The organism is Veillonella parvula (assembly GCF_032472435.1).
Classification (GTDB): Bacteria; Bacillota; Negativicutes; order Veillonellales; family Veillonellaceae; genus Veillonella; species Veillonella parvula_N.
The window spans coordinates 40985-66987 of record NZ_JAWEGM010000007.1 but is presented as its reverse complement, the minus strand read 5'-3'; the positions used below and the strand labels follow the sequence as shown (position 1 = coordinate 66987).

At 38.8% G+C, this 26003-nt stretch carries 27 protein-coding genes and 1 tRNA gene; 2 read left to right on the top strand and 26 right to left on the bottom strand.

Annotated elements, in window-relative coordinates; translation table 11 throughout:
* Positions 1–2 precede the first annotated feature (2 nt).
* The 5 genes from E7A03_RS09055 to E7A03_RS09035 all read right to left on the bottom strand — a co-directional run bounded on the left by E7A03_RS09055 (position 3) and on the right by E7A03_RS09035 (position 3581).
* Complete coding sequence (locus E7A03_RS09055) at positions 3–503, bottom strand: folate family ECF transporter S component (RefSeq protein ID WP_004696629.1); 501 nt, start codon at positions 501–503, stop codon at positions 3–5.
* Positions 493–840 carry a nitrous oxide-stimulated promoter family protein gene (locus E7A03_RS09050; RefSeq protein ID WP_004696632.1) on the bottom strand — a complete coding sequence of 116 codons (348 nt, stop codon included), beginning with the start codon at positions 838–840 and terminating at the stop codon, positions 493–495. Before E7A03_RS09050 ends, E7A03_RS09055 begins: the two co-directional genes overlap by 11 nt.
* 9 nt (positions 841–849) lie before the next feature.
* Positions 850–1665, bottom strand: coding sequence for a class I SAM-dependent methyltransferase (locus tag E7A03_RS09045; protein WP_316074046.1), 816 nt, complete (start codon positions 1663–1665; stop codon positions 850–852).
* 351 nt (positions 1666–2016) lie between these two features.
* Positions 2017–2622, bottom strand: a complete 606-nt coding sequence (locus E7A03_RS09040) for a LemA family protein (RefSeq protein WP_316074045.1) — start codon at positions 2620–2622, stop codon at positions 2017–2019.
* A gap of 107 nt (positions 2623–2729) precedes the next feature.
* Positions 2730–3581, bottom strand: a complete 852-nt coding sequence (locus E7A03_RS09035; protein WP_278604552.1) for a hypothetical protein — start codon at positions 3579–3581, stop codon at positions 2730–2732.
* 86 nt (positions 3582–3667) lie between these two features.
* On the opposite strand from E7A03_RS09035, the gene E7A03_RS09030 reads away from it, so the two are divergent.
* Positions 3668–4087 carry a hypothetical protein gene (locus tag E7A03_RS09030; protein WP_316074044.1) on the top strand — a complete coding sequence of 140 codons (420 nt, stop codon included), beginning with the start codon at positions 3668–3670 and terminating at the stop codon, positions 4085–4087.
* Positions 4088–4189: 102 nt separating this feature from the next.
* On the opposite strand, the gene E7A03_RS09025 is transcribed toward E7A03_RS09030, so the two are convergent.
* The 10 genes from E7A03_RS09025 to moaC form a co-directional block, all read right to left on the bottom strand.
* Positions 4190–4264 (bottom strand) — tRNA-Arg (locus E7A03_RS09025).
* A gap of 140 nt (positions 4265–4404) precedes the next feature.
* Positions 4405–4863: a low molecular weight protein-tyrosine-phosphatase gene (locus E7A03_RS09020; protein WP_316074043.1), complete on the bottom strand. Its 459-nt coding sequence runs from the start codon at positions 4861–4863 to the stop codon at positions 4405–4407.
* 98 nt (positions 4864–4961) lie between these two features.
* Positions 4962–7205: an autotransporter family protein gene (locus E7A03_RS09015; RefSeq protein WP_004696638.1), complete on the bottom strand. Its 2244-nt coding sequence runs from the start codon at positions 7203–7205 to the stop codon at positions 4962–4964.
* 146 nt (positions 7206–7351) lie between these two features.
* The gene (locus tag E7A03_RS09010; RefSeq protein WP_004696641.1) at positions 7352–8071 is read right to left on the bottom strand and encodes a DUF4198 domain-containing protein; all 720 of its coding nucleotides are present in this window, start codon (positions 8069–8071) and stop codon (positions 7352–7354) included.
* A 267-nt stretch (positions 8072–8338) separates the two neighbouring features.
* A complete protein-coding gene (gene typA / locus E7A03_RS09005) occupies positions 8339–10150 on the bottom strand; it encodes a translational GTPase TypA (RefSeq protein ID WP_004696644.1) in 1812 nt (603 codons plus the stop codon).
* A gap of 196 nt (positions 10151–10346) precedes the next feature.
* Positions 10347–11294: an epoxyqueuosine reductase gene (locus E7A03_RS09000; protein ID WP_278457688.1), complete on the bottom strand. Its 948-nt coding sequence runs from the start codon at positions 11292–11294 to the stop codon at positions 10347–10349.
* Positions 11295–11433: 139 nt separating this feature from the next.
* Positions 11434–12363, bottom strand: a complete 930-nt coding sequence (gene murB / locus E7A03_RS08995) for a UDP-N-acetylmuramate dehydrogenase (RefSeq protein ID WP_008601556.1) — start codon at positions 12361–12363, stop codon at positions 11434–11436.
* Positions 12338–12703 (bottom strand): YlbF/YmcA family competence regulator, encoded by a 366-nt coding sequence (locus E7A03_RS08990; protein WP_004696650.1) that lies wholly within the window; start codon positions 12701–12703, stop codon positions 12338–12340. The genes murB and E7A03_RS08990 overlap by 26 nt, the downstream gene beginning before the upstream one ends.
* A gap of 105 nt (positions 12704–12808) precedes the next feature.
* On the bottom strand, positions 12809–13294 hold the full coding sequence (gene trmL / locus E7A03_RS08985; RefSeq protein ID WP_008601558.1) for a tRNA (uridine(34)/cytosine(34)/5-carboxymethylaminomethyluridine(34)-2'-O)-methyltransferase TrmL: 486 nt from the start codon (positions 13292–13294) through the stop codon (positions 12809–12811).
* Between the two features lie 28 nt (positions 13295–13322).
* The gene (moaC, locus tag E7A03_RS08980) at positions 13323–13835 is read right to left on the bottom strand and encodes a cyclic pyranopterin monophosphate synthase MoaC (RefSeq protein WP_316074042.1); all 513 of its coding nucleotides are present in this window, start codon (positions 13833–13835) and stop codon (positions 13323–13325) included.
* A gap of 108 nt (positions 13836–13943) precedes the next feature.
* Here moaC and E7A03_RS08975 point away from each other — a divergent pair, with 108 nt between their 5' ends.
* Positions 13944–14621 (top strand): metal-dependent hydrolase, encoded by a 678-nt coding sequence (locus tag E7A03_RS08975; protein WP_021148419.1) that lies wholly within the window; start codon positions 13944–13946, stop codon positions 14619–14621.
* A 105-nt stretch (positions 14622–14726) separates the two neighbouring features.
* On the opposite strand, the gene E7A03_RS08970 is transcribed toward E7A03_RS08975, so the two are convergent.
* From E7A03_RS08970 to E7A03_RS08920, 11 genes are all read right to left on the bottom strand, one after another.
* Positions 14727–16370, bottom strand: a complete 1644-nt coding sequence (locus tag E7A03_RS08970) for a vWA domain-containing protein (protein WP_128113922.1) — start codon at positions 16368–16370, stop codon at positions 14727–14729.
* Positions 16371–16507: 137 nt separating this feature from the next.
* Positions 16508–17608 carry an AAA family ATPase gene (locus tag E7A03_RS08965; protein WP_316074041.1) on the bottom strand — a complete coding sequence of 367 codons (1101 nt, stop codon included), beginning with the start codon at positions 17606–17608 and terminating at the stop codon, positions 16508–16510.
* 12 nt (positions 17609–17620) lie between these two features.
* On the bottom strand, positions 17621–18427 hold the full coding sequence (locus E7A03_RS08960; protein WP_316074040.1) for a hypothetical protein: 807 nt from the start codon (positions 18425–18427) through the stop codon (positions 17621–17623).
* A gap of 112 nt (positions 18428–18539) precedes the next feature.
* Positions 18540–19190 (bottom strand): potassium channel family protein, encoded by a 651-nt coding sequence (locus tag E7A03_RS08955; RefSeq protein WP_004696663.1) that lies wholly within the window; start codon positions 19188–19190, stop codon positions 18540–18542.
* Between the two features lie 35 nt (positions 19191–19225).
* Positions 19226–20587: a TrkH family potassium uptake protein gene (locus tag E7A03_RS08950; RefSeq protein WP_316074039.1), complete on the bottom strand. Its 1362-nt coding sequence runs from the start codon at positions 20585–20587 to the stop codon at positions 19226–19228.
* A gap of 6 nt (positions 20588–20593) precedes the next feature.
* Complete coding sequence (locus E7A03_RS08945) at positions 20594–21598, bottom strand: carbohydrate kinase family protein (protein ID WP_316074038.1); 1005 nt, start codon at positions 21596–21598, stop codon at positions 20594–20596.
* 340 nt (positions 21599–21938) lie between these two features.
* Positions 21939–23579, bottom strand: coding sequence for a heme anaerobic degradation radical SAM methyltransferase ChuW/HutW (gene hutW / locus E7A03_RS08940; RefSeq protein ID WP_120055516.1), 1641 nt, complete (start codon positions 23577–23579; stop codon positions 21939–21941).
* 21 nt (positions 23580–23600) lie between these two features.
* Positions 23601–24119, bottom strand: a complete 519-nt coding sequence (locus E7A03_RS08935; protein WP_021148425.1) for a flavodoxin family protein — start codon at positions 24117–24119, stop codon at positions 23601–23603.
* Between the two features lie 28 nt (positions 24120–24147).
* A complete protein-coding gene (locus E7A03_RS08930; protein ID WP_012864670.1) occupies positions 24148–24951 on the bottom strand; it encodes an energy transducer TonB in 804 nt (267 codons plus the stop codon).
* Positions 24952–24953: 2 nt separating this feature from the next.
* Complete coding sequence (locus E7A03_RS08925; RefSeq protein ID WP_004698605.1) at positions 24954–25361, bottom strand: ExbD/TolR family protein; 408 nt, start codon at positions 25359–25361, stop codon at positions 24954–24956.
* A gap of 2 nt (positions 25362–25363) precedes the next feature.
* Entirely contained in the window at positions 25364–25981 is a 618-nt protein-coding gene (locus E7A03_RS08920) for a MotA/TolQ/ExbB proton channel family protein (protein WP_004696674.1), read from the bottom strand.
* Between the last annotated feature and the right edge of the window lie 22 nt (positions 25982–26003).

Genomic DNA, 26003 nt, shown 5'->3' with positions numbered 1-26003 from the left:
GATTATGGCTTTTTTTGTACCATAAACTTACTGACTGCTTTATACACAATTAAAATCAAAGCAATTTCTAAAGGGAAACAAATGATATTTTTAATAAGACGTCCAATAAATATAGCAGATACTGCTTTGTTATAAAATATTGTGAGCCATATTGTATTTAATATCAGATGTATACATACAGTAACAATCGTCTCCGGTAAAAGTAATTGTTTAAATGTAACATTACGTCCGTGTAAAAAATACCCATACACATAGCCTACAAGAAATTCAGATATGATAAAGCCGGGAAAGAATACTCCTTGTCCAAATAAAGACATACCTATAAAACAGGCAATAGCAGCCATTATACCTGCTGCCATAGGCCCATAAAGAATACCAAATATAGCGGTTGATAAAAATCCAAAGGTAATATGTATAAATGTAGTATGAATAGCAAATATATAAGATAGTAAAACCGTCAATGCTACAAACATTCCTGTCTTTACAATCATATCAGTTTTCATAAGAAGTACGACTCCTTTTTCTATCCTTCCACTCTAAATACATATGGCGAATAACTTGAATTGGTGATATAAATAACATTCTAGGTCCACCATAGCGCATGATTTCACGTATTTTTTCACGATACGTAGGCGCATAGCAATGCGTTTTACATACGCTGCAGAAGGTCTTGCTTTCCATATGAGGACATACATCTATACGATGTTCAGCATATTGCCAAACTTTTTGACACTCCTCACAGAGTTGTCCTTTAGGAGTGTGGTGCTTATTATGACAATAGATGCCAATAATCTGGTACATAGTTTTTAGTTCTAACTTACGTTTCTCATCAACTGTCATGTTTCTCTCCTATTTCACAGACCATGAAACCCAAGCCACCTTATCAACAGTCTTATTATGGATTTCTCCATCAATAGCTAGTGGCTCAATGAGGTTTCTAATCTCTTCTTTCATGTCTTCCATGTCTCCCCATCCATTATTATGAAGTCGCATGGTAAAATAATTAACTGCCTTTTCAAGAGACATAACCTCTGTTTCAGGAACCGTTTTATAAATTACTTTTACATTATGCCCCATCTCATGAATTGCATCTAAACATTCTTTCATCTTGCCATCCCATGGGAAAGAATCACGTCCAAAGAAATGTTCAGATAACATATCTACCATTTCGTCGCTCCGTTCACTGAAAGCAATCCACAAGCATTTATCATTACTTGCATCATGCATAGCGCGAATATTTTCTACATCAAACATAATCGGGCAGAAGATACTGTATGCTAAGTCAAAGCTTTTATCCCAACCGAGTTCTCGACGAGTTTCATCAGACCAAGGGCCGATATATAAGCTAAGGTCTAAACCTTCTGACTCTGCCAATTGTTTAGCACCACGAATCATACCATCCGATAAATCTATGCCTGTCGCCTTATACCCTTCACGAGCTAAGCCCAATGCATAATCACAAACACCACAGCCTACATCAAGTGTACGACCATTCGCTGCAGGTAATAAATTTTCATCCTTTAAGAAGGCTAAAAAGTCAGTGACCTGTGCCTTGCGATCCTCGCGATTGTGCATTTCTACAAAATAATCGGAACGATGATTCCATGCGTCTTGCTCATCACGCCAAACTTCGTTGACGGTAAGCTCTTGTATTTTATTTGTCATATTATCCCCTCTAAATAGCCACATACCTAAATGGATGGGCTATAGATACATATATAAGTAATATTCACTTAGTTAAATTCACTACGTAATTTAACGCTCCCCTATATGTCCTAGTGTTCCGGCTAGGATGTTCAGATTTTCATATAGCTATCCTTATTGTACATCATTCTCAAAACAAAATGTGTTACCCAAATCACATTTATTATGTTATTTCGATATTATTAAATATAAAACTCTATATCGAAATCTTATCAGCAACTCAACTCATGTAGTTATATATCTCTATGTAAAAAGCCTCCACTCATTTGAATGGAGGGTTTCTAGATTATTTTGCACATTGGCTTGCACTTCTTATTCTCGTTTCTCAAAGGATTCTCTAATTTTATTTGTTGTATCCTTCAATTTATCTGTACCTTTTATAGCAAGATCTTTAATCGCTTCAGGGTCAGCACCACTAAATTCAGCCAAAGCCGCTTCATTATTTGAATCAAAGAATGGAGCCTGTTTAAAGCCCAATAAAGATGCCACAAATACCATCGGAATTTGGGCAATCGCACTATTATATTCTTTCACTTGAAAGTTATACGTTTCACGTTTATTAGAGATAAATACTTCATTTTCACTAATAGCTTCTAAGAATTTACCATATTGAGTATTAGCTTTCAAATCGGGAAGCTGATTAGCTAATGCCGTAATGTTTTGTACCGCTTTAGATGTTTCTCGAGCCATATCAATAAAGTTATCAGACACATTCAACTGGATTAGCTTCTCATAATCACCATACTCGTTTACAAGGCCTGTAAACTGATTTACAATAGCCACCTTTTTCTCGTAAGCAACAATAACATTGGCACGTGCAGCTTTAATCTCTACGGTCAACTTTTGCAGTAAATTGTATTGCTTAATAAAGAAGTAAAACAAGAATACAATTAATAAACATATAAGCGTTGAAAGCATAAATTCTTCTCCATTTTTATTACAAATAACCATGCAATTTTGAAAATATTATACATACGTAAGATATAACCAATATGAAGTTTCATTCATGAAATAATATAAATCTATCAGTCACCAATCATAACTCGATATACTGGCAATCCATCTACTGTTTCTACATATTCTAATCCTTCAAAAGAATCCAGTCCTTCTGCTATTTTATTGGCAACTTGATTATGAATTTTCCTTAATAGTTCTACATTAGTAAAATACCTTCTATTATCTGCGCTTAACTCGACTTTAATATCAGTTTGAAATACACCATCAATGCGATTCTCTTCATCTAAATCAGTTATATCAACAATATGCTCATTACTTCGTAGCTGTTCAGATCCAGTAATGAAAGCTTCATAGACGATACATACCTTACGAGTATTAACAGCAATGCCATACGGATTCCAATTATCTTTATTATCCGGTATATAATCGATGATATCTTTGGTGAAAGCATCATTACTTATATATTCTTGATTAGATAAAGCCCAATACACTGATGTCAGTACATCATTAGTAATAGGCGTAGAACCTAATTTCTTCTCTAATAATTTTCTTGTTTCCCTCTTGAGTAAAGACTTTTTAATCCCGAAAAACACGGCAATGGTGGGAATCAACATAACAGCCAAAAGAGGTAGGATACTAAACACACTAGTTAGACCGCTACTAGCATGTGGTGATTGTAGATGTGCACTACGAGAACCTCGATTAACTGAATCTGCGGTATGAGTCATATACTCTAAAAGCTCTGGCGATTCTAACATACCAAAGGTAATAGCAATTAAAATTAATGTACCAATCGTTGTACAAATAATAAATAATTGTTTAGCTACCTTATTACATACAATCTCCTTCTCTTGTAGGGATAATACATCCATTTCCTTTACACCCTTACTCCATTTAGTAGTTCGTGCATGTATTTCCATTCGTTTCTCTCCTATTACTAGAGTTAATATAGCTGTTTCATATATTATTTATATTTATTATAATAAAAAAAAGAGGACTTAAAAGTATGGGAAAATATATGATAATCCTAATGTTTACATTAGTAGCTATTGCTGTAGCTTTTGCTACTTATAACTTATCTATAATTAGATCTATGCCTCCAGAAGAGCGTTATAAACTTCTTTACTTTAAGAATGATCAAGTCTCTATAGGCATTGGCTTAGTAAGAAGAACATTTAAATTAAGCGATATTCGTGAGGTACGTTTTTCTAAAGGAAAACAATTCCGTAGCATGGGCAGCTGGGCCGGCAGAATGCAAATTTGCAAACTAAATGGCAAGACAAGTCGTTGGATAGAGTTTGATGGTACTGTCTATTACAAAAAGATGGTATATATAACTAATGAAGAAATCATTGATAAATCAATAGACTTACTGATAAATGAATTTCAATCACGAGGAATTCGTTGTACTAAATATAGATGCTAACATATAATTTTCTGAACTATACATCAACCTAAAGAATAAAGACATCAAGCTAAAAAATAAAGACACATAAAAAGGCTTCTCGAAATCGAGAAGCCTTTTATTTGGTGCGCCTAGCAGGATTCGAACCTACGCACCCGGTTCCGGAGACCGGCGCTCTATCCCCTGAGCTATAGGCGCATGAATACCTAAAAATTATACCATATTACGCTATGGTTCGATAGTATAAAGTATATGAGGCAGATAGGCTTATAGAAAAGCCCTCAATGTAGATTAAAATTTCAGCTACCATTGAGGACCCATCAGTCTATATATTTCGCTCAAAGTTTCTCTTTAAGCACTGCTAATAGAGCATCACAGCTACGACTGACATCATCATAGGTTTCGTCAAAGTTTCCCGTATACCAAGGATCCTTTACATCACGGCTTTCACCAACGAAAGACATTGCCTTGTAAACCTTAGCATCTACGTCATCCCCAATGATACGCTTTAAATTACGCGCATTATTTTCATCCATAATAACAAGGTAATCAAAGTTATGATAGTCATCAACCGTCACTTGACGTGCCTTGCGACGAGTATAGGGAATACCCATTTCATCTAATTTCTCTTTAGTCCCATAATGAGTGTCGTTCCCTATCTCCTCACGAGATGTAGCTGCAGACTCAATATAAATAGAATCACTTAGTCCAGCCTGCTCAACGATATGCTTCATATAAAACTCTGCCATCGTAGAACGGCAAATATTGCCATGACAGATGAATAAAATATTAACCATTATAACTCCTAATGAATAGAAACTTAATCATAAAAAACTCCTTATATACTAATGGTCCTTACAGCATACGCTATAAGGACCATTAATGCAATATTCAATTAAAAATTATGCCGTATCCCAGCATCAATGCGCCATGTATTTTCTACGATAGCACCAAAGTTTTTAGTGAATGTACCATATAGATATGTACTAGGACGGACACTCCAAGACCCACCAATTTCAGCATCGAGCCATGTATCCTTCAAATCTACTGTTGTTTGTACTGTTGGATTGCCTGGTGCGGAATATGTTGTATTTACCTTACCAGAGAATTCATGCGCTAATGCTAATTTAGCGAAGATATTGGATTTTTCTGTTTCTTTCCCAATGCCAATACCAAGTCTGCCTACAGCAGAGTTCACAGCATCAGCTTTCACATGCATAGAACCACCACCGACAACAGAAGCATCATAGGATACACCATTCAAACGGCCTACAATAAATTCTACACTAGGATCGATGTAGAAGCCATTTTCCTTCTTAATACGTTTACCATATTCAGCGCTTAAGGATGTGCCATATGTATGGTAATCACCGTTCACACGTTGTCCACCTACGGAGTAGAGCTTATAATCATTGGATAATCTATTACCACGTGCAATGATATCTAAATAACGACCATCATCATGTTTTTTTGTACCATACAAGGCGATGCCGCCAAGTTTGCCATCACCACTACCGTTGGCATATGAATTACTAGATGTACTGTAATCAATAGCGCCGCCAAAAATCCAACCATTAGAAGCCTTATGATCGTAGCCGACTTGTACCCCATTATACGTCATATGTGCATCAGCACCGTCTGTGATTTTAGATTTACCGCCTATATATTTTGCCCATACACCTTGGTTTGTATTAGCTAAACGAAGATCTCCTAAACGGCGTTGTAAATCATTGGTATTACTCTTCCATGCCATAGCAGTCGATGTAAGAGCAGATTTTGAACCACTCACTAAGGATGATTCATTAGCACGATTAATCTTTGTTGTATCATTTACAACAAGACGCCCCTGCGAGTCAAAATGATCTGCACCTAGTTCTGCAACAGCACCTGGACGAGTAATCCCTTCATTGATTTGAACTGTTGTGCTCAGTTTTTTATCATTGCCAGTATATTGTAATTTATCAGCTAAGGCTTGTATTTCCTTTCGGTAGCTATCATCATTAGTCAAATTAGCTCCATCGCCTTGCAAGGTAATATGGCTATTATCTGCAGCATGTTCAACAACAATATTCCCCTTTCCTTTTTCACTAGCTGGAACACCGGCCTTATAAACAGCATTCACATAGCCGCTATAATTTTGAATTGTAATAGGCCGTGCATCGATAGGATGAAGGATACCGGCTGCCGCTGGATTTGATCCACCTACGAGATTACGAACCTTACTGCCCTTGTATAGATATGCTGCATTATCCCCAGATGGACGTTCTCTTTTAGGGGTAGGCCGCTCCATACCAATCCATTCATTATTCCAAGTCCCTCCATTTTGTAAGTAAATATCAGCACCAGAATTATGAGGGTTCTTATTGCTTTCAGCATATTCATTTAATACAGCACCCGTAAGTTTAGAATTAGGTGTTGTAAAAGCTAATGCTATATTCGTTGGCATTTCGTTATGATTTGGATCACGTCCATAATCCTTATTAATTAACCCTACATTCCCAACAGCGACCAATTCTTTAGACCCTGGATGTTTACCATCAGAGCCAGTATTAACGTATACATCACCCTCTTCTGCCACCACAGAGTAAGTATCAGAAGTTTCTAAAGGATGCGTGATGATACGTCCACCACCATCAACAATAATATGACCACGTTGATTAGCTTGTAAACCGACACCGATAGCATCGATATCTACATTGCCTTTGACGTGAATATTAGTATCTCCATAATCTCTATCAGGATTGTCCTTGCTGAGTCTTGGCACTTTACCACCGTAACCAGCATACACAGCGCTCATATAGTAATGACCGAGTTCCCTTTTTGAGGCTGGTGCATCATTTTTAAGGCGTACAATCAAATCTTTATCCACCGTCAATTGTGATCCAAATCCATTATAAATACCTGATACATTTTTAGTTTTACCTGTATCTGTTAAGCTTTTACCATGCACATTAACCGTCAAGGTATCTTCTATATGCTTAACTTCTGGTTGTGTTTGTACCGGTGACCCCATTGTTAAGCCAAGCAATTCCTCCGCTTTATCGCTTGTGGCATTAATTTCTGTAGCAAATGCAGAGCAGGTCATTCCAGTTAATACCAATGCAGCCATCACAGCTGATACATTTCGTTGTAATTTCATAAAAATCTCTCTTTCTTACCTCGCTTAATACGAGGCTCTCACAGAACGCATTTATACGTACACCCTAAAAATATAAAAAGACCCCCTAAGTCCAACTTAGGAGGTCTTGTTTATTTCACACACTTAGTAAATAGTTATATCCTATATTATTCAGGATTGATGATGAAGGACAATGCACTGAAGTATTTATTTTGCTCACCTTTAGTTTGAGTTGGGAAGCCCACTTCAACGCCTACTACGTTAAGGCCATTAGCACTTACAGTAACAGTTGCTTTACCATTAGCATCTGCTTGGCTTTCATTAGTAAGATCATTAATTACGTCTTTAATAAGAGGTGCATTTGCATATGGTTTACCGTCTTTCAAGACTTGGATTTCATATGTATCACCTTTTCTAAGAGTTAATGGGTTAACAGATGGAATGATTTGAATGAAAGCATCTTTATTATTGAAAGGTTTTGCTTCTGCATTCCAGTAGTGAACGTCATATTTAATGGCATGTGTACTTTTTTGAGCACCTGGTACTTCAGAGATTGGTTTATGAACAGTTTTACCATCTTTGTCTTTTGTCCAATAACCATAGTCAAAGTCAGTTACTGTAATACCCAATTTATCATTTGGTACAACTACTACATTTTTTTCATGTTTAATAACTTGTACAGGAATTACCATGCCATTGTTATCTAAGCCAATGATGCTTTTTACCATTTCTGGGCTATACGCATCATCAACAGGGCCTTCGCCAAGTACTAGCGCCTTTTCATCTAAGCGGTTAGCAAAGAATACGCCATGCGCATCAACGGAAGAGCACACACAACCTGCAGCTAAACCTACTGCAAATAAAGAAGCTAAGATTTTCTTATTCATAAGAACCTCCATAATCAATAACTTTTTCAATAAACTTGTTATTATTATACAGCGTTACAAATATTTCGTATATACCAATACCCCTATCAGCAAGTTATTATGCGTATTTAGTATATTAACTTATTTTTATACCCAATAATCATAAATGATAAAATTATCATCTATTTTCATGGAGATATAATCCACAGGAATATGTTAGATAACAACTTATAGATTAGATAAAAAAGGCGCCCCCTAAGGAGCGCCTTTATATATCTGCATGATATATTATTTTTTATTCTTTGCTGCTTTCGCACGTGCGTTGCGATCAAGGATTGTTTTACGCATACGAATGCTTTCAGGTGTTACTTCAACAAGTTCGTCATCGTTGATCCACTCAAGAGCTTGTTCCAAGGAGAAGATACGAGGTGGAGTCAAGCGTACCGCTTCATCAGAGGAGCTAGAACGCATGTTGGTAACATGTTTTTTCTTACATGGGTTAACATCCATATCAAGTTCACGTGTATTTTCACCGATAACTTGGCCTGCATACACGTCTTGGTTAGGGCCAACGAACAATGTACCACGATCTTGAACGGAGTTCAAACCATATGGAGTAGTTTCGCCATTTTCGAATGCTACCAAAGCACCACGTGTACGGGAAGGAATTTCACCTTTATATGGTGCATAACCATGGAATACATGGTTCATGATGCCATTACCTTTTGTAGCTGTTAAGAATTGTGCACGGAAACCGATCAAGCCACGAGCCGGAACTACGAATTCCATACGAAGATAACCGGCCAATTCAACCATATTAGTCAACTCAGCTTTACGTTGACCGAGATTTTCCATTACGGTACCCATAAATTCCTGAGGTACGTCGATGGTCAATGCTTCGAGCGGTTCACACAATTGGTCGTTAATAGTTTTGAAAATTACACGAGGTTTACCTACTTGTAATTCGTAGCCTTCACGACGCATAGTTTCAATCAATACTGCCAAATGCAATTCACCACGACCAGATACTTTGAACGCATCTGCAGAATCAGTTTCTTCTACTTTCATAGAAACGTTAGTTTCTACTTCACGGAACAAACGATCACGCAAGTGACGGGATGTAACAAATTCACCTTCGCGGCCTGCGAATGGAGAGTTATTTACGGAAAACACCATAGACAATGTTGGTTCGTCGATGGAGATGGATGGTAATGCTTCAGGATTTTCAGCATCCGCTACTGTTTCGCCGATGTTAATATCGTCGATACCTGCAAAAGCAATGATATCACCCATTTCAGCTTCGTCAGTTTCAACGCGGTTCAAGCCATTGTATGTGTACACACGACCAATTTTCGCTTTACGAGTACTTTCACCATTCATGATAGCCACTTGTTGGTTGGTTTTCATTTTACCGCGAACGATACGACCTACGGCGATTTTACCGATGAAGTTATCGTAATCAAGTGTAGTTACCATAAATTGAAGAGGACCTTCCATATCACCTTGTGGTGCAGGAATTTCATCAATCAATGTTTTGAATAACGGCTCCATGTTTACAGCTTCATCATCCCAATTAGTTTTGGACACACCAGAACGAGCAGATGCGTATACTACAGGGAAATCGAGTTGATCATCATCAGCTTCAAGCTCCATAAACAATTCAAGAACTTCGTCCTCAACCTCTTTAACACGTTGATCAGGACGGTCGATTTTATTAATTACTACGATTGGTTTCAATTTTTGTTCTAAGGCTTTACGCAAAACGTATTTAGTTTGAGGCATTGGACCTTCATAAGCATCTACGAGAAGCAATACGCCGTCAACCATGTTAAGTACGCGTTCTACTTCGCCGCCGAAATCAGCATGGCCTGGAGTATCAACGATATTGATTTTAATACCATCATGCATTACAGCAGTGTTTTTAGACAAAATAGTAATACCGCGTTCACGTTCCAAGTCGTTGGAGTCCATTACGCGTTCTGCTACTTTTTCATTTTCACGGAACACATGGCTTTGTTTTAATAACGCGTCCACCAAAGTAGTTTTACCATGGTCAACGTGGGCGATAATCGCTACATTACGAAGATTTTCGCGAATCATAAGATCCTCCCTTTAATTCTTTCAGTATATTCTATATCACATAGCCTCGATAAAACAGGCTATGCAAGTATATTCCCCAAAATTGGCAACAGTTAATTATAACGCAGTCTATAGAAAAAAGTCAAAACAGTACACCTATTCTAATCATGGCAATTTCAACATTCGATTATACTTTTGACTCATCTTAGGACACAACCTATTTATGCTCTATCGCCCGCTTAGCAGATTTACGCAACAACGGAATTTGTTTATCTGTTAAATGGAAACAGAATTTAGGAATCAACTTTTCTATAATCTCCTTATCAGAGGCTTTCAAAATATATTCTGGCTGTAGTATAAGTTCTAATGCATCAAGCCCAGGATAATCTTTACCTATACTCCAATCATAATTTTTATTAAACGGACAGCAGTCTTGGCAATTATCACAACCTAATATCCACTCTTCCAACATATCCTCTGTCACACCTTCTGGCAATTTACCATCACCAAAGGTATTGATATAAGATACACAGGTTAATGGATTCATTGTAAAAGGTGCAGATAGAGACTTCGTTTTACACTTTTGCTGACATAAATCGCAAGTCTCTGGACATGGTGGTATCTCTAGATGACGAATATACTCACAAGGCTGATCAATTAAATAGGCTACCAATTCATAATTAGAGCCTTTAGGTCCATAAAAGAAATTGTTTTTTCTATAAATTCCAAGTCCTGCCGCTACAGAAGCAGGGCGCAAAGGAACAACACCAGTAGGCTTTGCTGTTTCACCACCAATAAATTGGATGTTCTTATCATTGAACCATGTTTCAAAAGATCGCCTTTGTTTGACTTCGACCCCATCAGGGATATTAGCTAACGATAGTAGTAAGCCTTTTGCATATCGCTTTTGAAGCGAAGCAGGAAACTTATACGCTCCAAAATATTCAGTACAAACCACTATAGATTGTGCCCAAGGATAGTTTTCTTTCAATGTTAAAAAGGCATTACTATGTGCATATACCTTTTTACTTTCAGGTACATCTTCTAAACGCTTTATCATTCGTTCTTTATAAAAATCAAGTGCATCAAGAGGTACTATACCACAATCGTCATACCCACATGCTAGTGCTTTATCATGAATCTCTTGGGCCAACAAAGTATTCATATCATCGCCTCCCAAATATAGACTAACTATATAAATATCATACGCTTATAATGGACATAAAAAAAGATTTCTTATGAATCCATCATCCCTAAAAAGAGTAACGTTACATAAGAAATCTTATATTAGTATTTAGTTGATATTAGTCTTCACCAATCATACGTACTTCGGGCTCAAGGTGTACGCCATGTCTATCATACACACGACGCTGTACTTCTGCAATCAAATCAAGTACGTCCTTTGCACTAGCACTACCTGTATTGATGACAAAGCCTGCATGTTTGTGGGACACTTGCGCATCACCTACAGACAACCCCTTTAGGCCTGTTTGTTCAATCAATGTACCTGCAAAGTACCCTGGTGGGCGTTTAAAGGTTGAACCTGCACTAGCATACTCTAAAGGCTGTTTAGATTCGCGCTTTTCGGTCAACTCATCCATGCGAGCCTTAATGGTATCCTTATCACCTGGTTTGAGTGTCATAATGACTTCCCCAATAACTTCATGATTATCGTGGAATACACTATGACGATAAGCAAAGTCCAAGTGAGATGCATCATATTCTTTGATATTACCTTGGAAATCTACGGCTCTCACTGCAGTAACTACGTGGCTCATTTCACCGTCATAAGCACCTGCATTCATAAATACGGCACCACCAAGTGTGCCTGGAATACCAATGGCAAATTCAAGTCCAGATAAACTATTCTCCCAAGCAAATTCAGAAGCATCTTTTAACATATACCCAGAACCAATGCACAATGTGTTTTCATTACAGTCCATGATTTGAGTCATATGTCGAACTGATACAACAGCACCACGAATTCCTCCGTCTTTCACCAAAATATTAGAGCCACAACCAATAATAGTTACAGGCACATCTAATTCGTGAATGGTACGAAGCGTAAAACTAAGTTCTGCCATCGTAGTAGGTTCAATAAATAAGTCTGCAGGTCCTCCAATTTTGAATGTCGTATGATGACAAAGGAGCTCCTGCTCGCGTACACGTGTACTTGGTAATTTTTCTAATAAAGCTGTTTGTAATACCTTAATGTTGTGGTTGTTGTTCGCCATGATCTAACACTTTCATCCCCTCAGTGATTGGTTCGCTAATGATTTTGTAAATATCATTAGAAATCTGGCTCCAACGCATTTGCGCTTGCAAATAAGCAGCCGCTGCAGCATTTTCTTGAATTTGAGGCATCAATTCTTCTTGTTTCTTCTGCAACTCATCTGCTTCTGGAGCACCGGACAACTTAGCATATTCCCATTGCATTTGTTGTGCCATAAATGTACGAACCAAACCCGTTGCTACTGCATCTGCTTTCACTGCTTCCTGAGCAGCCATTAATTCTTTGTACTCTTCGGATTCACGCATTGCGTGAGCTAAATCATGAGCTTTATCGTAGTTCATAATATCCTCCTCCAAACAACACCGTTAAAATCGCTACCGGTCATATAGATTTGGTAGGTCTCCTAACACATAAGTATAATATATTCCTCAATTGTAAAAGTCTATTTATTCTGATTGAATCCAATTGCCTTCAGCCTTAAGGTCTGGATAATCAAGTTGACGCATACCTTCATAAGCTATGATTGCCACCGCATTAGATAGGTTCAGAGAGCGTGCTTCATCTACCATGGGTATACGAATGCATGTATCCTCTTTACCATCTAATAAACTTTCAGGCAATCCTCTTGTTTCAGGGCCAAAAACGAGCATATCACCAATTTCATATTTCACCTCGGAATGAGTATGCTTTGCTTTGGTAGTGGCATAGAAATATCTACGATTAGGATATTTCTCATATAATTCTTGAATATTTTCATGTACCTGTACATCTACCAAGTGCCAGTAATCAAGGCCAGCACGTTTTACATGCTTGTCATCAATAGAAAAGCCAAGGGGTTTGATCAGATGTAAGGTCATATGATTGGCGGCGCATAAACGCGCTATATTTCCTGTATTACCTGGAATTTCAGGCTCATAAAGTACTATTTCCATTTTCAATCCCCTATTCTTTATATCTATATTATTCTACAAAGGAACGGACAAAATGTCCACTTTTCCCGCCTTCTTTTTCTACAAGATATGTAGGGCCTATAATCATCCCTTTATCAATAGCTTTACACATATCGTAGACTGTTAAAAGTCCTACTTGAACCGCTGTAAGTGCTTCCATTTCAACACCTGTCTTTCCTGTCGTTTTTACGGTAGCCCGAACCTTAACAGCACGATTATGTGTAGCATCCGTACAGGCAGGACTTTCACCATCAACAAGAGTACAATGCACCTCTACCTTAGTCAATGCTAACGGATGACAAAGGGGAATTAGATTACTCGTCTGTTTCGCCCCTATAATAGCTGCCAATTGAGCCACACTAAGAACATCCCCCTTTTTTATTGTTCCCGCCTCGATACGCTCATAAATGGCATCATTAATAGCAATAAAGCCTTCTGCCACGGCAGTACGAGTTGTAATATCCTTATCTGATACATCTACCATCCAAGCATTTCCATCTTGATCAAAATGTGTTAAATCCATAATATATCCTTACTAATTATGTATAAATTATCACCAATAGTTTTATTTTCATTTATTATATTATACAATAGAATTAAGAATTGTATGTACAAGGAAGGAAGTGTTCCTATGAAAACAAAACTAACTTATTTTGGTCACGCTTGCTTTATGCTCACACGTGGCGATGTATCCATGATTTTCGACCCATTCTTGACCGGTAATACATGGGATATCGCTAAAAGAGAAGACATCAAATGCCAATATATCTTTGTCAGTCATGGTCATGATGATCATTATGGCGACACAGATTTTATTGCCAAAGCAAATGATGCACTCGTTATTTCTACTGCTGAGGTAGCGGGTAAAGCGGCAGCTGCCGGTTGTCGTACACACGCCATGCATTTAGGTGGCAAGTTCGACTTTGAATTCGGTTCTGTTCGAATGGTTCCTGCCTTCCACGGCTCTGGCATCCCTGGCGGTCACGCTGCAGGTTGTATCGTAGATTTCTACGGAGATATCCTATACTTCGCTGGTGATACAGCACTCTTTAGCGATATGAAATTATTAAATCGTTTTGGTGAAATTGATTACGCCCTTCTTCCTATCGGTGATAATTACACAATGGGGGTTGAAGATGCAGCTCTTGCTGCTTCTTATGTAAAAGCGCGTATTTCCATTCCAATTCACTACAAAACATGGCCCGTTATCGACCGCGAACCAGGTGTATTTACAAGTCTTGTAGAAGGTAAGTATAACCAAACAGCACTCATTATCGATCCAGGTTCTTCTATTGAGCTTAACAGCTAATACAAAATCTACAGACCTAAAAATGACGCAATCCAAAGGATTGCGTCATTTTTGTATATAGTCTTGGTTCAAGATCAAACCCATAAAAAATTGCATTCTAATAGACTAAATCTCTTGATTTGCCATAGAAAAGCCCCCACGGTTAGCCATGCGTACAAACTCATCAATATCTTGAGTTTCATCAACACCAACATAGCCGAGTTCACGAACCAGGCCGTATGGGGTATGCAAAGATAATTGAGGGTTCTCACCGGTCAACACCCACAGCACCTTATAGCCCCTTGGCGCCTCTCGAAGTCGCTCTTCCCCTTTGCCATCCGTAAAATATACAAGTAAATCTACACGGTTTTGATTAGCCAGAGAGAATACAGGGGTAAAGGCCGTTGCACCACGCACATCGAGGCGAGGTTTTACATCTTTTACAGATTCCATCGTATAGGTGCGGCGCACCTCATTATCACATTCTACAACGGTAATGCGATGGTTATAAGCATGCACGATTTGTAACACTTGCTCTAAGGCATTCGTAAACTCTACATCAGTTATACTACCACTCATGTCGAGAGCTACCCATACATTTGCCTTATGTTGGCGCAATGTACCAGACAATTCCAAACGCTCAGGCTGACGACGATTACGACGCATCGTCGTTTTTTTGTATCCACTCGCTACCTTGCCCATCAGCTTTTTGAGATAAAAATACCACGGCAAAGCGCGTCGCGTTTTTTGGAATGTATCGATAAGACTTTTCACATAGCCTTCCATATCCCCCTTTGATGCTTCATTGATATAGCGCTCCGTGATTTGGTCCATCGTATCTATATCAATAGAATCAGATTCATCCCAAATATCATGGCTAGTTTGAGGGTCAAACTCCATAGCAACCGCTGTATCTGCATTATCGATGGGCACAAAGAGATCTGGTTTTTCTTTCATGACCTTATCAATAGCCTTCGCATAGTATTCAATGGTACGAAAACGCTTTAATAACAAACCAAAGCGCGCATTTACATTGGCTACCGTTACTGCATCACGGTCTACATGTTCAAGGTAATCATTTACGACCATGTCCATAGCCATATGGACTGCTGTTTTGTGAAAGCCTTGGCTCAGTGCTTTTACCCGCATCAAATGAGCAGAAATGATATGAAGAACTTCACGCTTAATACCATCCTTCATCACATCAGGTGATTGGCGTAACAAGATAAAGGGATTTACATATAATACATATCCGCCCTGTTTAAGATTAATACCAAAAGCACTGGCCATATCAAAGCGAATGCGATGAGTCATTTGTAAGTAAAAGTAACCAAAGAATTGGTCCTCTTCAAGGAGCAAACTGTTTACATCATGCAATATGTTCCACAACCGTTGCTCATAGGCAGGTGTCATTATCGCTTGCTGCATAACGGAAAGGTCTGTCCCCTCCACTTGTACGTCTTCAAGAGCACGACCGATAGTACCTATATGGCTATCCGACATATTATGGTTCATAAGATCAGCCGCTATACGTTCAGGCGCCATGCTATGATGTTGTTCTTCATAGCTATCTACATAGGCCTCATAGGATGCGTATATTTGCGTATACAAAGCCTCTGCTTCGCGATGTATGCGCTCTCGTTTCGCATGCCATCGATCAAGAGCCTCGATAGCTTCCGCATCATAAGAACCCGTCTTTTCCCAACCATCGATATGAGTCAGCAAATCCGAAGCATCACGTATATCATCCTTATCTAAGTTTCGTTGCATATTTACACCCCCTTTTCTTTAGAAAACAAATTTAATATATGTCACATGCTATATATCAATTAACCTCATAACTAATAATTTACTACAGTTGATTATCTATATAGATAGCTTCGATTTGGTTAACTACGCACATAAAATTATTTTTGCGCGTCAAAGAAAGTATCTACAAAAAGGTCATTTTCAATAGCATAAGCGTAAACGCGCTCATACGTGTTACGAAGATCTTTCATAACCGCTACGCGCAAATCGCCTGGATACAAGGTTAAAAACTCCACAAAATGATGTACTTCCTGCGCATTGCTATTGCGATTTAAACGATGCAACATATTTTTTGCTGCTACATAAAGGCGAGTTGGGCTTTCACCTTTAACCTGCTCAGCCATAGACATAATAGCACCTGGTTTTTGAACCGCTGCCAATACATCATCAAAGGTAATAAGAGGTTCTTGATCGGACTCGATAAAGTTTACAAAAGCCTCCGCAATGAGTTTACCTACGTTACCACGAATAACATTCATAAATACGTCGCGACTATAACTTGTGCCCTCTTGATTCTTATAAATTCTATATAGACCGGACACGCGTTCAAAGGAACGAGGTGTGGCATCGATATCGTCTTCGTGACGTTGATTTAAATATTCTGGATAGGAAGAAATAAATTCAATAACCTTTTCTTCAATACCAGCACCAATAGCCCAGTCAATCCATTGCATATAATCAGCATTCATATAAAGCCATACAAAACGGTTTTGCTGTGCCGGGTCCATATCGATGGTTTGGTAATCAAAGGAATCCTCAGGGTTCATAGCGGCGACGATGCGCACTTGATCACTTAAAGAAAAGCCATTAATTTCACGGTTTAGAATAAGGTTCATCAATTCTTGTTGAACTGCATGTTCTGCACGGTTAATTTCATCGATAAACAGCAATACTTGGCGCCCTTTATCTACGGCTTGTGCTACATGTTCCAATGTATGATGCACAGCGTATACTGTAGTTTTCACATCCCGTGTATTGCCATGACCATCCGTATGAGTCACCGTTTCTACTGTAGGCAAGCCACCAATTTCACCTTCTTTTAAAAGGTTCCCGTCAATAGTTACTAATTCCCAATTATGTACCTCTGCAACGCGCGCTGCAAGAGAGGTTTTACCAATGCCCGTCTCACCAACGAGCAAGGGCACCTGATTAGCAGCAAGCACTAACTCAACGCTTGCCATTGTATCTATAAAGTTCATTGTATCTCCGTTCTAATATCTCAAATATTCGCCTACTGCAATTCTTTTAACAGTTCTAGTACCATACCTATCAATAAGTGACAATATATCAATAGGCCATTTGGATTGACGTCCACCGATAGCTTTATTGTTGATTAACTCGCGTACATAGTCTTCATCAACGGTATCGCTAGAAATGGCATCTAGAATTATATCTTTGATTTCGTCTACCGTAACGCCCAATGTATTAGGTATATAACCGACGATAGCCGCACTTACCTTAAATAAATGCAAAGCCAAGTCCTTAGTGAGATTTGTAATCTGACGCATTGCCTGTGGATCTTGCTTTACTGCTGCTTCTAGTACAGCTACGCTAGGCTCATCAATGTAGCGCAAGGCTAAGTAACTTTCTTGCACGGCTTGTAACTGCACAGCTTCGCTTGGAGCATTGATATATTGCAAGGCATCATAATTCGCCTTCACCGCTTCTAATTGCAATTCTTCAGATGGGTTTGCAATATAGCGAATAGCCCAACCTGATTGAGCTAACGCACTTTTTATTAATATATCAGACGGATTGTCGATATATTCTAAAACCGCCCAATCTTTTTCCACTAAGGCTTTTAACAATTCTTCTGTAGGATTTTCAACGAATTGTATAGCTCGTGGTGCTTGTGAAAGCGCCGTTTCAATAACCTTTTGAGTAGGTTCTTTAATATATTGTAACAACATGCCGTTTTGTCCCACACATGTAAGTTGCATAGCTTCTGTAGGATTTGGAATGTTTCGAATCCCATGTGGGTTATTGGTCAGCGCCGTTATATATTGTTCCTCTGTCATAATAACCTTCATTTCTATATTAAAAGGCCATACGAATACGTATGGCCTATACTGAATTCTATCTTATTATATCATATTTTTTCGATATATTTATATCTCTTTCGTATACCTACTACACTGTTAATGCATCTAAATCAGAATTATTCCCTATAACTAATAATTTTTCCTCTGCTGAAAGAATCGTAAACGGATTAGGAGGGACTTCTAAATCCTCCCCACGTCTAATCCCTACAGCATTAAGATTATATTTCTCACGCAGATTAGAATCTTTTAAGCAGGTGCCTACCAAAAATTTTGGCATATCTACTTCAATAAGACTAATGCTTTTAGATAGCTGTAAGTAATCCATTACATGTTCTCGTGTCAACGATTGAGCTAACCGTTGTGCCACATCGTATTCTGGATAGATAACCATATCTACCCCCATCTTCTTAAGCATCTTACCTTGAAGTGCATTTTCAGCTTTCGAAACCACATGAGGCATTTTCATTTCTTTCAATAACATCGAAGTCATAAGATTTGCCTGGATATTATCGCCAATGGCAACAATAACTATATCAAATTGGCTCAAAGCTAAGGCTTTAATAGCCTCTTCATCAGTAGTATCTGCTACGATAGCATGTGTGACATAGGGGGAAACCTTTTGTACAATTTCTGGATTAATATCTACACCCAAAACCTCATGATTCATAGAGGCTAACATCTTGGCGATGGTCGTACCAAATTGTCCAAGACCAATGACAGCTATTGTTTTATATTTCATGCTATATCTCCTGATAGGCTAACTATTCTACTCAATTACAACAATACATTCTCTTCTGCATACCCAATTGGCTTCGTTGGTGATGTCCTAAGAGCCCATGTACCAATAACGGTCATAACACCAACACGACCGGTAAACATAACAAGCATCAGCACCCATTTACTGCTTTCAGATAAATCAGGCGTAATTCCCGTTGTAAGGCCTACAGTCCCAAAGGCAGACGTAACCTCAAATAACAATCGGATAAAATCATAAGGCTCATCCCAGGCCAGATAACATGTGGCTATTAAAATAAGAAGGAGCGATAAAAATATAATCCCGTTGGCTTTAAGCACGGTTACTAATGAAATACGACGTTCAAAAATCTCTGTATCTGGACGGTTATTAAACAAGGTACGCGATGCAAGTATGGTTACTGCTACGGTACTAATTTTAACCCCTCCACCGGTAGAGTTTGGGCCGGCACCAATAAACATGAGAATAATGGTAACAAACAAAGTAATTGGATGTAATGCATTATAATCAACCGTTGCAATCCCAGCTGTACGCGGCGTAATCGATTGAAATAAAGAGGCCATTATTTTATTCCAAATCGGTAATGACCCAAAGGTTTTTGGATTTGACCATTCCACTCCTAAGAAAATGACGGTCCCTAGTAGAATAAGAGTCATTGTGCCTACTAACATAATCTTAGTATGAAGTTTTAAGTCAACAAATCGTCGCACCTTACGATGTGACCATATGTCAAAGGCCGCTAAATAACCAAAACCACCGATAACAATTAGTACTGCTGTATTGATATTAAATAATATGTCCCCTACCATGGCATAAGGTAGATCATTATCAAAAAATACAAATCCAGCGTTACAAAAGGTGGAAACAGCTTGCATGATACCGGTATACAATGCAGCCTGTCCAATATAGGGATATAGCTGAATTGTATAGATTATGCCTCCTACAAGTTCAATAGCAAAGGTATAAAGCGTTAACTTTTTCGTAATATGTAATAAACCAGTCATACCATCCTGTCCGACATCCTCAGACAAAAGCACACGATTTTTAAGGCCTACTCGTTTACCTAGAAGCAAAGCAATTATGGTTGTGAAAGATACAATGCCTAAACCACCTAACTGAATAAGGATAACCATTACAAGCTTGCCAAATAAAGACCAATGATAATAAGTATCTACAGTGGCCAGCCCTGTTACCGAAACACAAGATACGGCTGTAAAAGCGGCATCTACAAGAGCCGTCGTTTGCCCCTGAGCACTCGCCATCGGTAACATAAGCAATAGGGTACCTATAATCATGACGCCTAGAAAGCTAAACGCTAATAATCGATATGGATTTTGTTGCATGTACCGTTGTACATGAGAATGGGAAATATCGTGCCACATACTGATTTACTCCAAGCCCATTAACTTATGTACAACTTGTAAACTTGGTAAAGGGCTACGGCCACCAATCCCTTGCGTATTTAAAGCTGCTACAGCGGACGCAAAAATAGCAGCCTTTTCTAGATCAGAATGTCCACAATGTTGTAATAAATCTATACCATATGTAGAGGTCTTTAACCCTTCCACGGGGGCTAACTCACTCAATAATGTAACAAGCTTTGAAAGAAATGCACCATGAAAACTATCTCCAGCCCCCGTTGTATCAACTACATGTTCTTGAGGAAATGCTTGGCAGCGATAGAAAGTTCCATCAGGCCATACGAAATAACTACCATTAGCGCCATCCGTAACCCCTGCAATAAGTGCGCCACGTTCATGAATAATACGGCAAGCCTCTTCTAAATCAGTAGTGCCCGTATACTTTTCAGCATAATCACGAGCAACAATAACAATATGACTTGCCTCTGTAATAGATTTCATCTCTTCATCGTAGCGCTGTGCACCTCCATCGAGGGAGATAATAGTACCAACCTCTTGTGCTAATGCCATGGCAGAACACATGAATTGTCGGTGCCGTCCATTGACATGTAAAATAAAAGATTCTTTAATTAATTGCTTATGAGCATCTAAAAATACTGGCTCTGGCGCAGTAGAGCGTTCAAAAAATACGGCACGCTCGCCAGTACTATGCTTTACGAGGATTGTAGCGACACCACTTTTTGCCTGTCCCTCAATATGAATAGAATCGGTATTAACATTATATTTTTTGAAATCATCTAAAATATGCTGCCCTACCATATCGTCACCGATACTATCAATCATGGCCGTACGTGCACCATATTTACCTGCAACGGCTAATGCTGTAGCTACAGGTCCTCCACCATCGGTGGTAGAAGATACAACTTGCTGCACCTCACGTCCCGTTGGGTAATGATCCACAACGATGAAGCGGTCTAATGTGCTAGCCCCAATACCTAATATATCTATTTCTTTTTGAGGACATGTACTCATACTAACCTCCTAAGCCTTTTATCAACTATACAAGCAATATCACTTCACATCTTATAGATTTACTATCTCACTTATTGTTTTATGATTTTAACAGCAATTAGATTTTTATTGTCCTTATAGACTTATACATCTATTCCTATACATCTATTGCTATACTTTTTAAAGTCATTTAAGTCTTATACCTACAGAATACCTTTCGCTCTATAAAAAGTAAACCCCAGACTACAGTCTGGGGTTTACTTTGTACTACAGAGAGCACGTATATGTCACGTAATATGTCTTGTATATTATATGTTGGTTATTGGGAGAGGTTGTTAGAATTAAGGTGTAACATAACAGTTTAAGACATCATACGTTCCATCATATATTCAATCTCATCAGCACTTAAATTGTACATAGCTTGTACCATTCGTTCTGCTGCTTCGCCAGAAGCACCGCTCTTAGCAATTTCAGCTTTAGCCTTAGCAATGAGAGCATCTTTACGTTGTGCTTCGGAATCTTCGTCAGTTGGTACAGAGATATTGGCTTTACCTTGGCCAATGCCACGTACCTCTTGGTTAGGATTTTCTTTAGAAGTTGTTTTTGTATCTTGTGCTGCTACTGCTTCTATAGCGAAGGAATTCTTACCAGTCATGATATATTCAACAGCTTCTAATGTACTTTGCGTAAGGTTTACAGTCCAGAATTCACCTGCATCAGTCAATTTATAAAGCAATCCATTATAGGCAACAAGACCTCGTTTTTCCCATAATTTATAGAGCCAGTTCAATTCATCTAATCTGGAATCCATTTTTACTAAGCTCATAATATTGAGGAATCCTTGTTCTAATTGACTTACTACTCGGTTTACGATAGGTTGTAAATCACTTTGTTTCATAAGGGCCATAAATGGTTTTTCACCGCGGGTAACCATATCTTCGTATGGTTTTAATGCACGATGTAACATCATGCCATAACCGTCGACGTTACCACCTGCACCACTACCAAATGGGAACATTGGGACGCCCGATTTAGCTAAAGTGTTATATAGGCTACGCTCACGATTATTAGCACTCCAATGTGCAGCACTCAATCGGCGATAAGATCGCGCATCTAGGTATTGTCGACCGAATTCGAACATATCTCCTTGCATTGCTGTTGTGGCTGCAGCTGGAACTTTACCGTTTGTAATATCTTTATTGAGATCACTACCATCAAATACATTTAATTGATATAGGTCTGCACCATCAACACCAGAGCTTACTAAATCAGCTAAATCTTGTTCCCACACCTCCATAGTTTGACCAGGCAAGCCATAGATTAAGTCAATAACGACAGAGCATTGACCATAAGCTTTCAAAGCAGCTAGTCGTTCTAATACGGTTTCTTTCGTATCTAAACGGCCTACCATTTGACGCACTTCTGTGTTAAAAGATTGTACGCCGATGGACATACGGTTGACGCCGTTTGCCATCCAAACTTCAAGATTTTCAGGGATCAAATCGTGAATACGACCTTCTAAGGTAAGCTCATAATCGTTTGCCAATGGCAAATACGCTTTAATCGCTTTAAGCAATCTTTCAGAATTTGTAGGTGATAAAGATGTTGGTGTGCCACCGCCGATAAATACGGCATGGATCAAACCGTCTTTTAATCTCGAACGCTCACTAGCGAGCTTTAATTCACTGATAAGACCATCAATATATTGGTCTTCAACACTTTGACTCGTACCGTTTTGGAAGAAACCACAATATGTGCATTTTGTCTTACAAAACGGAATATGAATGTAAGCGCATTGCATTTCGCCCTTTTTAGGAGTGCCATTCATTAACGAATCCCAAACGGCTTGTGTTTCTTTTGGAGAAACGAGCGTACCATTGAGACCTGCATGTACAACACGTTTATGAGGAAATGCACCACTCATCGGATTATCGCATTCTAAACCTAGTTGTAGATTGCGTTGTTTCTCCGGAATGGATTCAAAGAAACTTGCTAAACTCATACTCCAATCCCCTTTCAGAAATTAGGCTTGCAACTTTGCAAGTACAGATTTTGTAAATTCTTTTGCATTTGCAAAGTCTTGTTCATCTGGATGAGTTTCCGCCGCTTTATGTAATGCATCGCGTTCTGGGCTTTGCCCATGTGCTGATCCAGGGGGGAACATTTTATACATCATTTCGATTACTTTAGGATCGATTTTACCTTGGCATACGAAGCCGTCTACAAGAGCTTCTTTGTTAGGCAATAATTCAGATGCTTTTTCGATACTTTCACGAGCATGATCAGAATCAGCATACATCCCTAGTGTGGCAAAGAATACCACATTAGGATTCTTTAAAGTTTCAATCAATTTTGCCGCTTCTTTATTCGCTGTGCCTCGATCCACCCAGAAACCTACGAATACTGTATCATAATCAGCTAAATTTTCAGGTGCATCTTTTACAGAAACGCAAGGTGTTCCCTCAGGCATAACGGAAGCCATTGCTTCCGCTACACTTTTAGTATTTCCCGTAAGGGAAGAATATAAAATAATAGATTTCATATTTATCTCCTTTATTACTTAGATATATTTATTCTTCTTCATCTTCGCCATCGGCCTGTACTACAAAGTGTACAGGAACTTCTACTGGTTGTATATCCCCTGTTTCATTTGGATACGGAGTCGCTCGTCGCACTGCATCAAGAGCCGCTTCTACAAATATCTCATCGCCACCACTAGTTGGATATACGTCTATTAAATTACCATTAGTATCTAATTTAGCCATTACATTAATTGTAACATCTACGTTCATTTTACGTTTAATAGCCGCATAAGGAATTTGTTTTTGGCTATCTACAGCTGCATAAAAGCCCTCTACATTGAACGCGGCTTTACCTGTACCGTGACCATCACCTTCACCAGTACCATCACCTGTACCAGTACCATGGCCTCTACCATCACCAATTCCAGTGCCTTCACCAGTACCATGACCACCGCCAGAACCACCACCTGATCCAGGGCCTGTGCCACCAACAGCGGAATTATCACCGGATGTATTGCCTTTATTTTCACTTGCTTTAGCTGCCACATCTACTGCATCAGGAATATCTGTTGCTGTAGATGGTTCAACATTTGCTACAACAGCCTTTGTTCTTGCCGCTACTTCATCTGCTGACAATGGTTTTGGGAACAGATCTGCTCTGTTACCTCCGCCACCACCAGCATGTCCACTGCCACCATCATCGAGCACACTTTGTGTGAGGTCGATTTCATAGGTATCCATTTCTTGAATGGCTGGAACCACTACAAAAAAGATTACAGCAATAAAGAGAGCAATAAGATGAACTACGGCGGATATAATGGCTGCTTTTTTCCATGATATGCCTAGTCCCATAGTTATCCTTTCTGTTCAGCTGCAATAGCTAAGCGTTTAACGCCAGATTGTTTTAACATGTCCATAATCGCTACTACTTGACCATGAGCCGCTCGTTTATCGGCTTGTAAGATAACACTAGCATTAGGGTTTTCTTGGATACGTTGTTTTACCATTGCCTCAGCATCGTCAATGCTCATTGGCTTGTTATCAATCGTAATATGACCCTCCGCATCTAATGTTAAAACCACTGGTAATTGAGCTGGTGCAGAAGCACTAGTAGCCTGTGGTAATTGTACAGACAAGGCTTTTTGAGCCACTGTTTGCAAGCTGTTCATCATGAAGAATACCAACAAGAAGAAAATGATATCAATCATTGGAATGATCATGAATTCCGGCTTAGTTTTCATACGAAAGCTTTGCAAGTTCATAACTATTTCCACCCTTCTCGTTTAGCTGTAACTATATTTACACACATATTTTCAATTTGGTTAATAATGGAGTCCAAACGATGACTAAAAATTGTGTAAACGATAAATGCCATTATGGCCACACATAAGCCAGATGCTGTCGCGATAAGCGCCTCACCTACACCACCAGTAATGGCAGATGCACCCGCACCGGAGTCAAGGATACTGAAAGAGCCAATCATACCTGTTACTGTACCAAGCAAGCCCAATAATGGAGAAATTGTAACTGTTGCACTTAAGTAGTCCATATATTTTCGGAAACCAACTGCATCAACCCCCATTTGATCAGCAAAAGCGGTCTTCATTGCTTCTTCGCTAGAATCATTTTTTAAACCTGCTTCCGCAATACGACTTGCAATAGAAGGGTTCTCTTTAATTACTTTATCAATTTCATCCCAACGTTGTAATTTTGCGAATTCATTTACGGCATGAGTTACAACAAATGTTTTACCTGCATACTTACGATAGAAGAAAGCACGTTCTGCAGCTATAGCGATAACCATGAAAGACAAGAGTAACAATGGATACATTACATACCCACCACTATGAAATAAGTGAATGACATAATTTAAATTTTCCATATTTGTAACCTTTCTGCCTGTT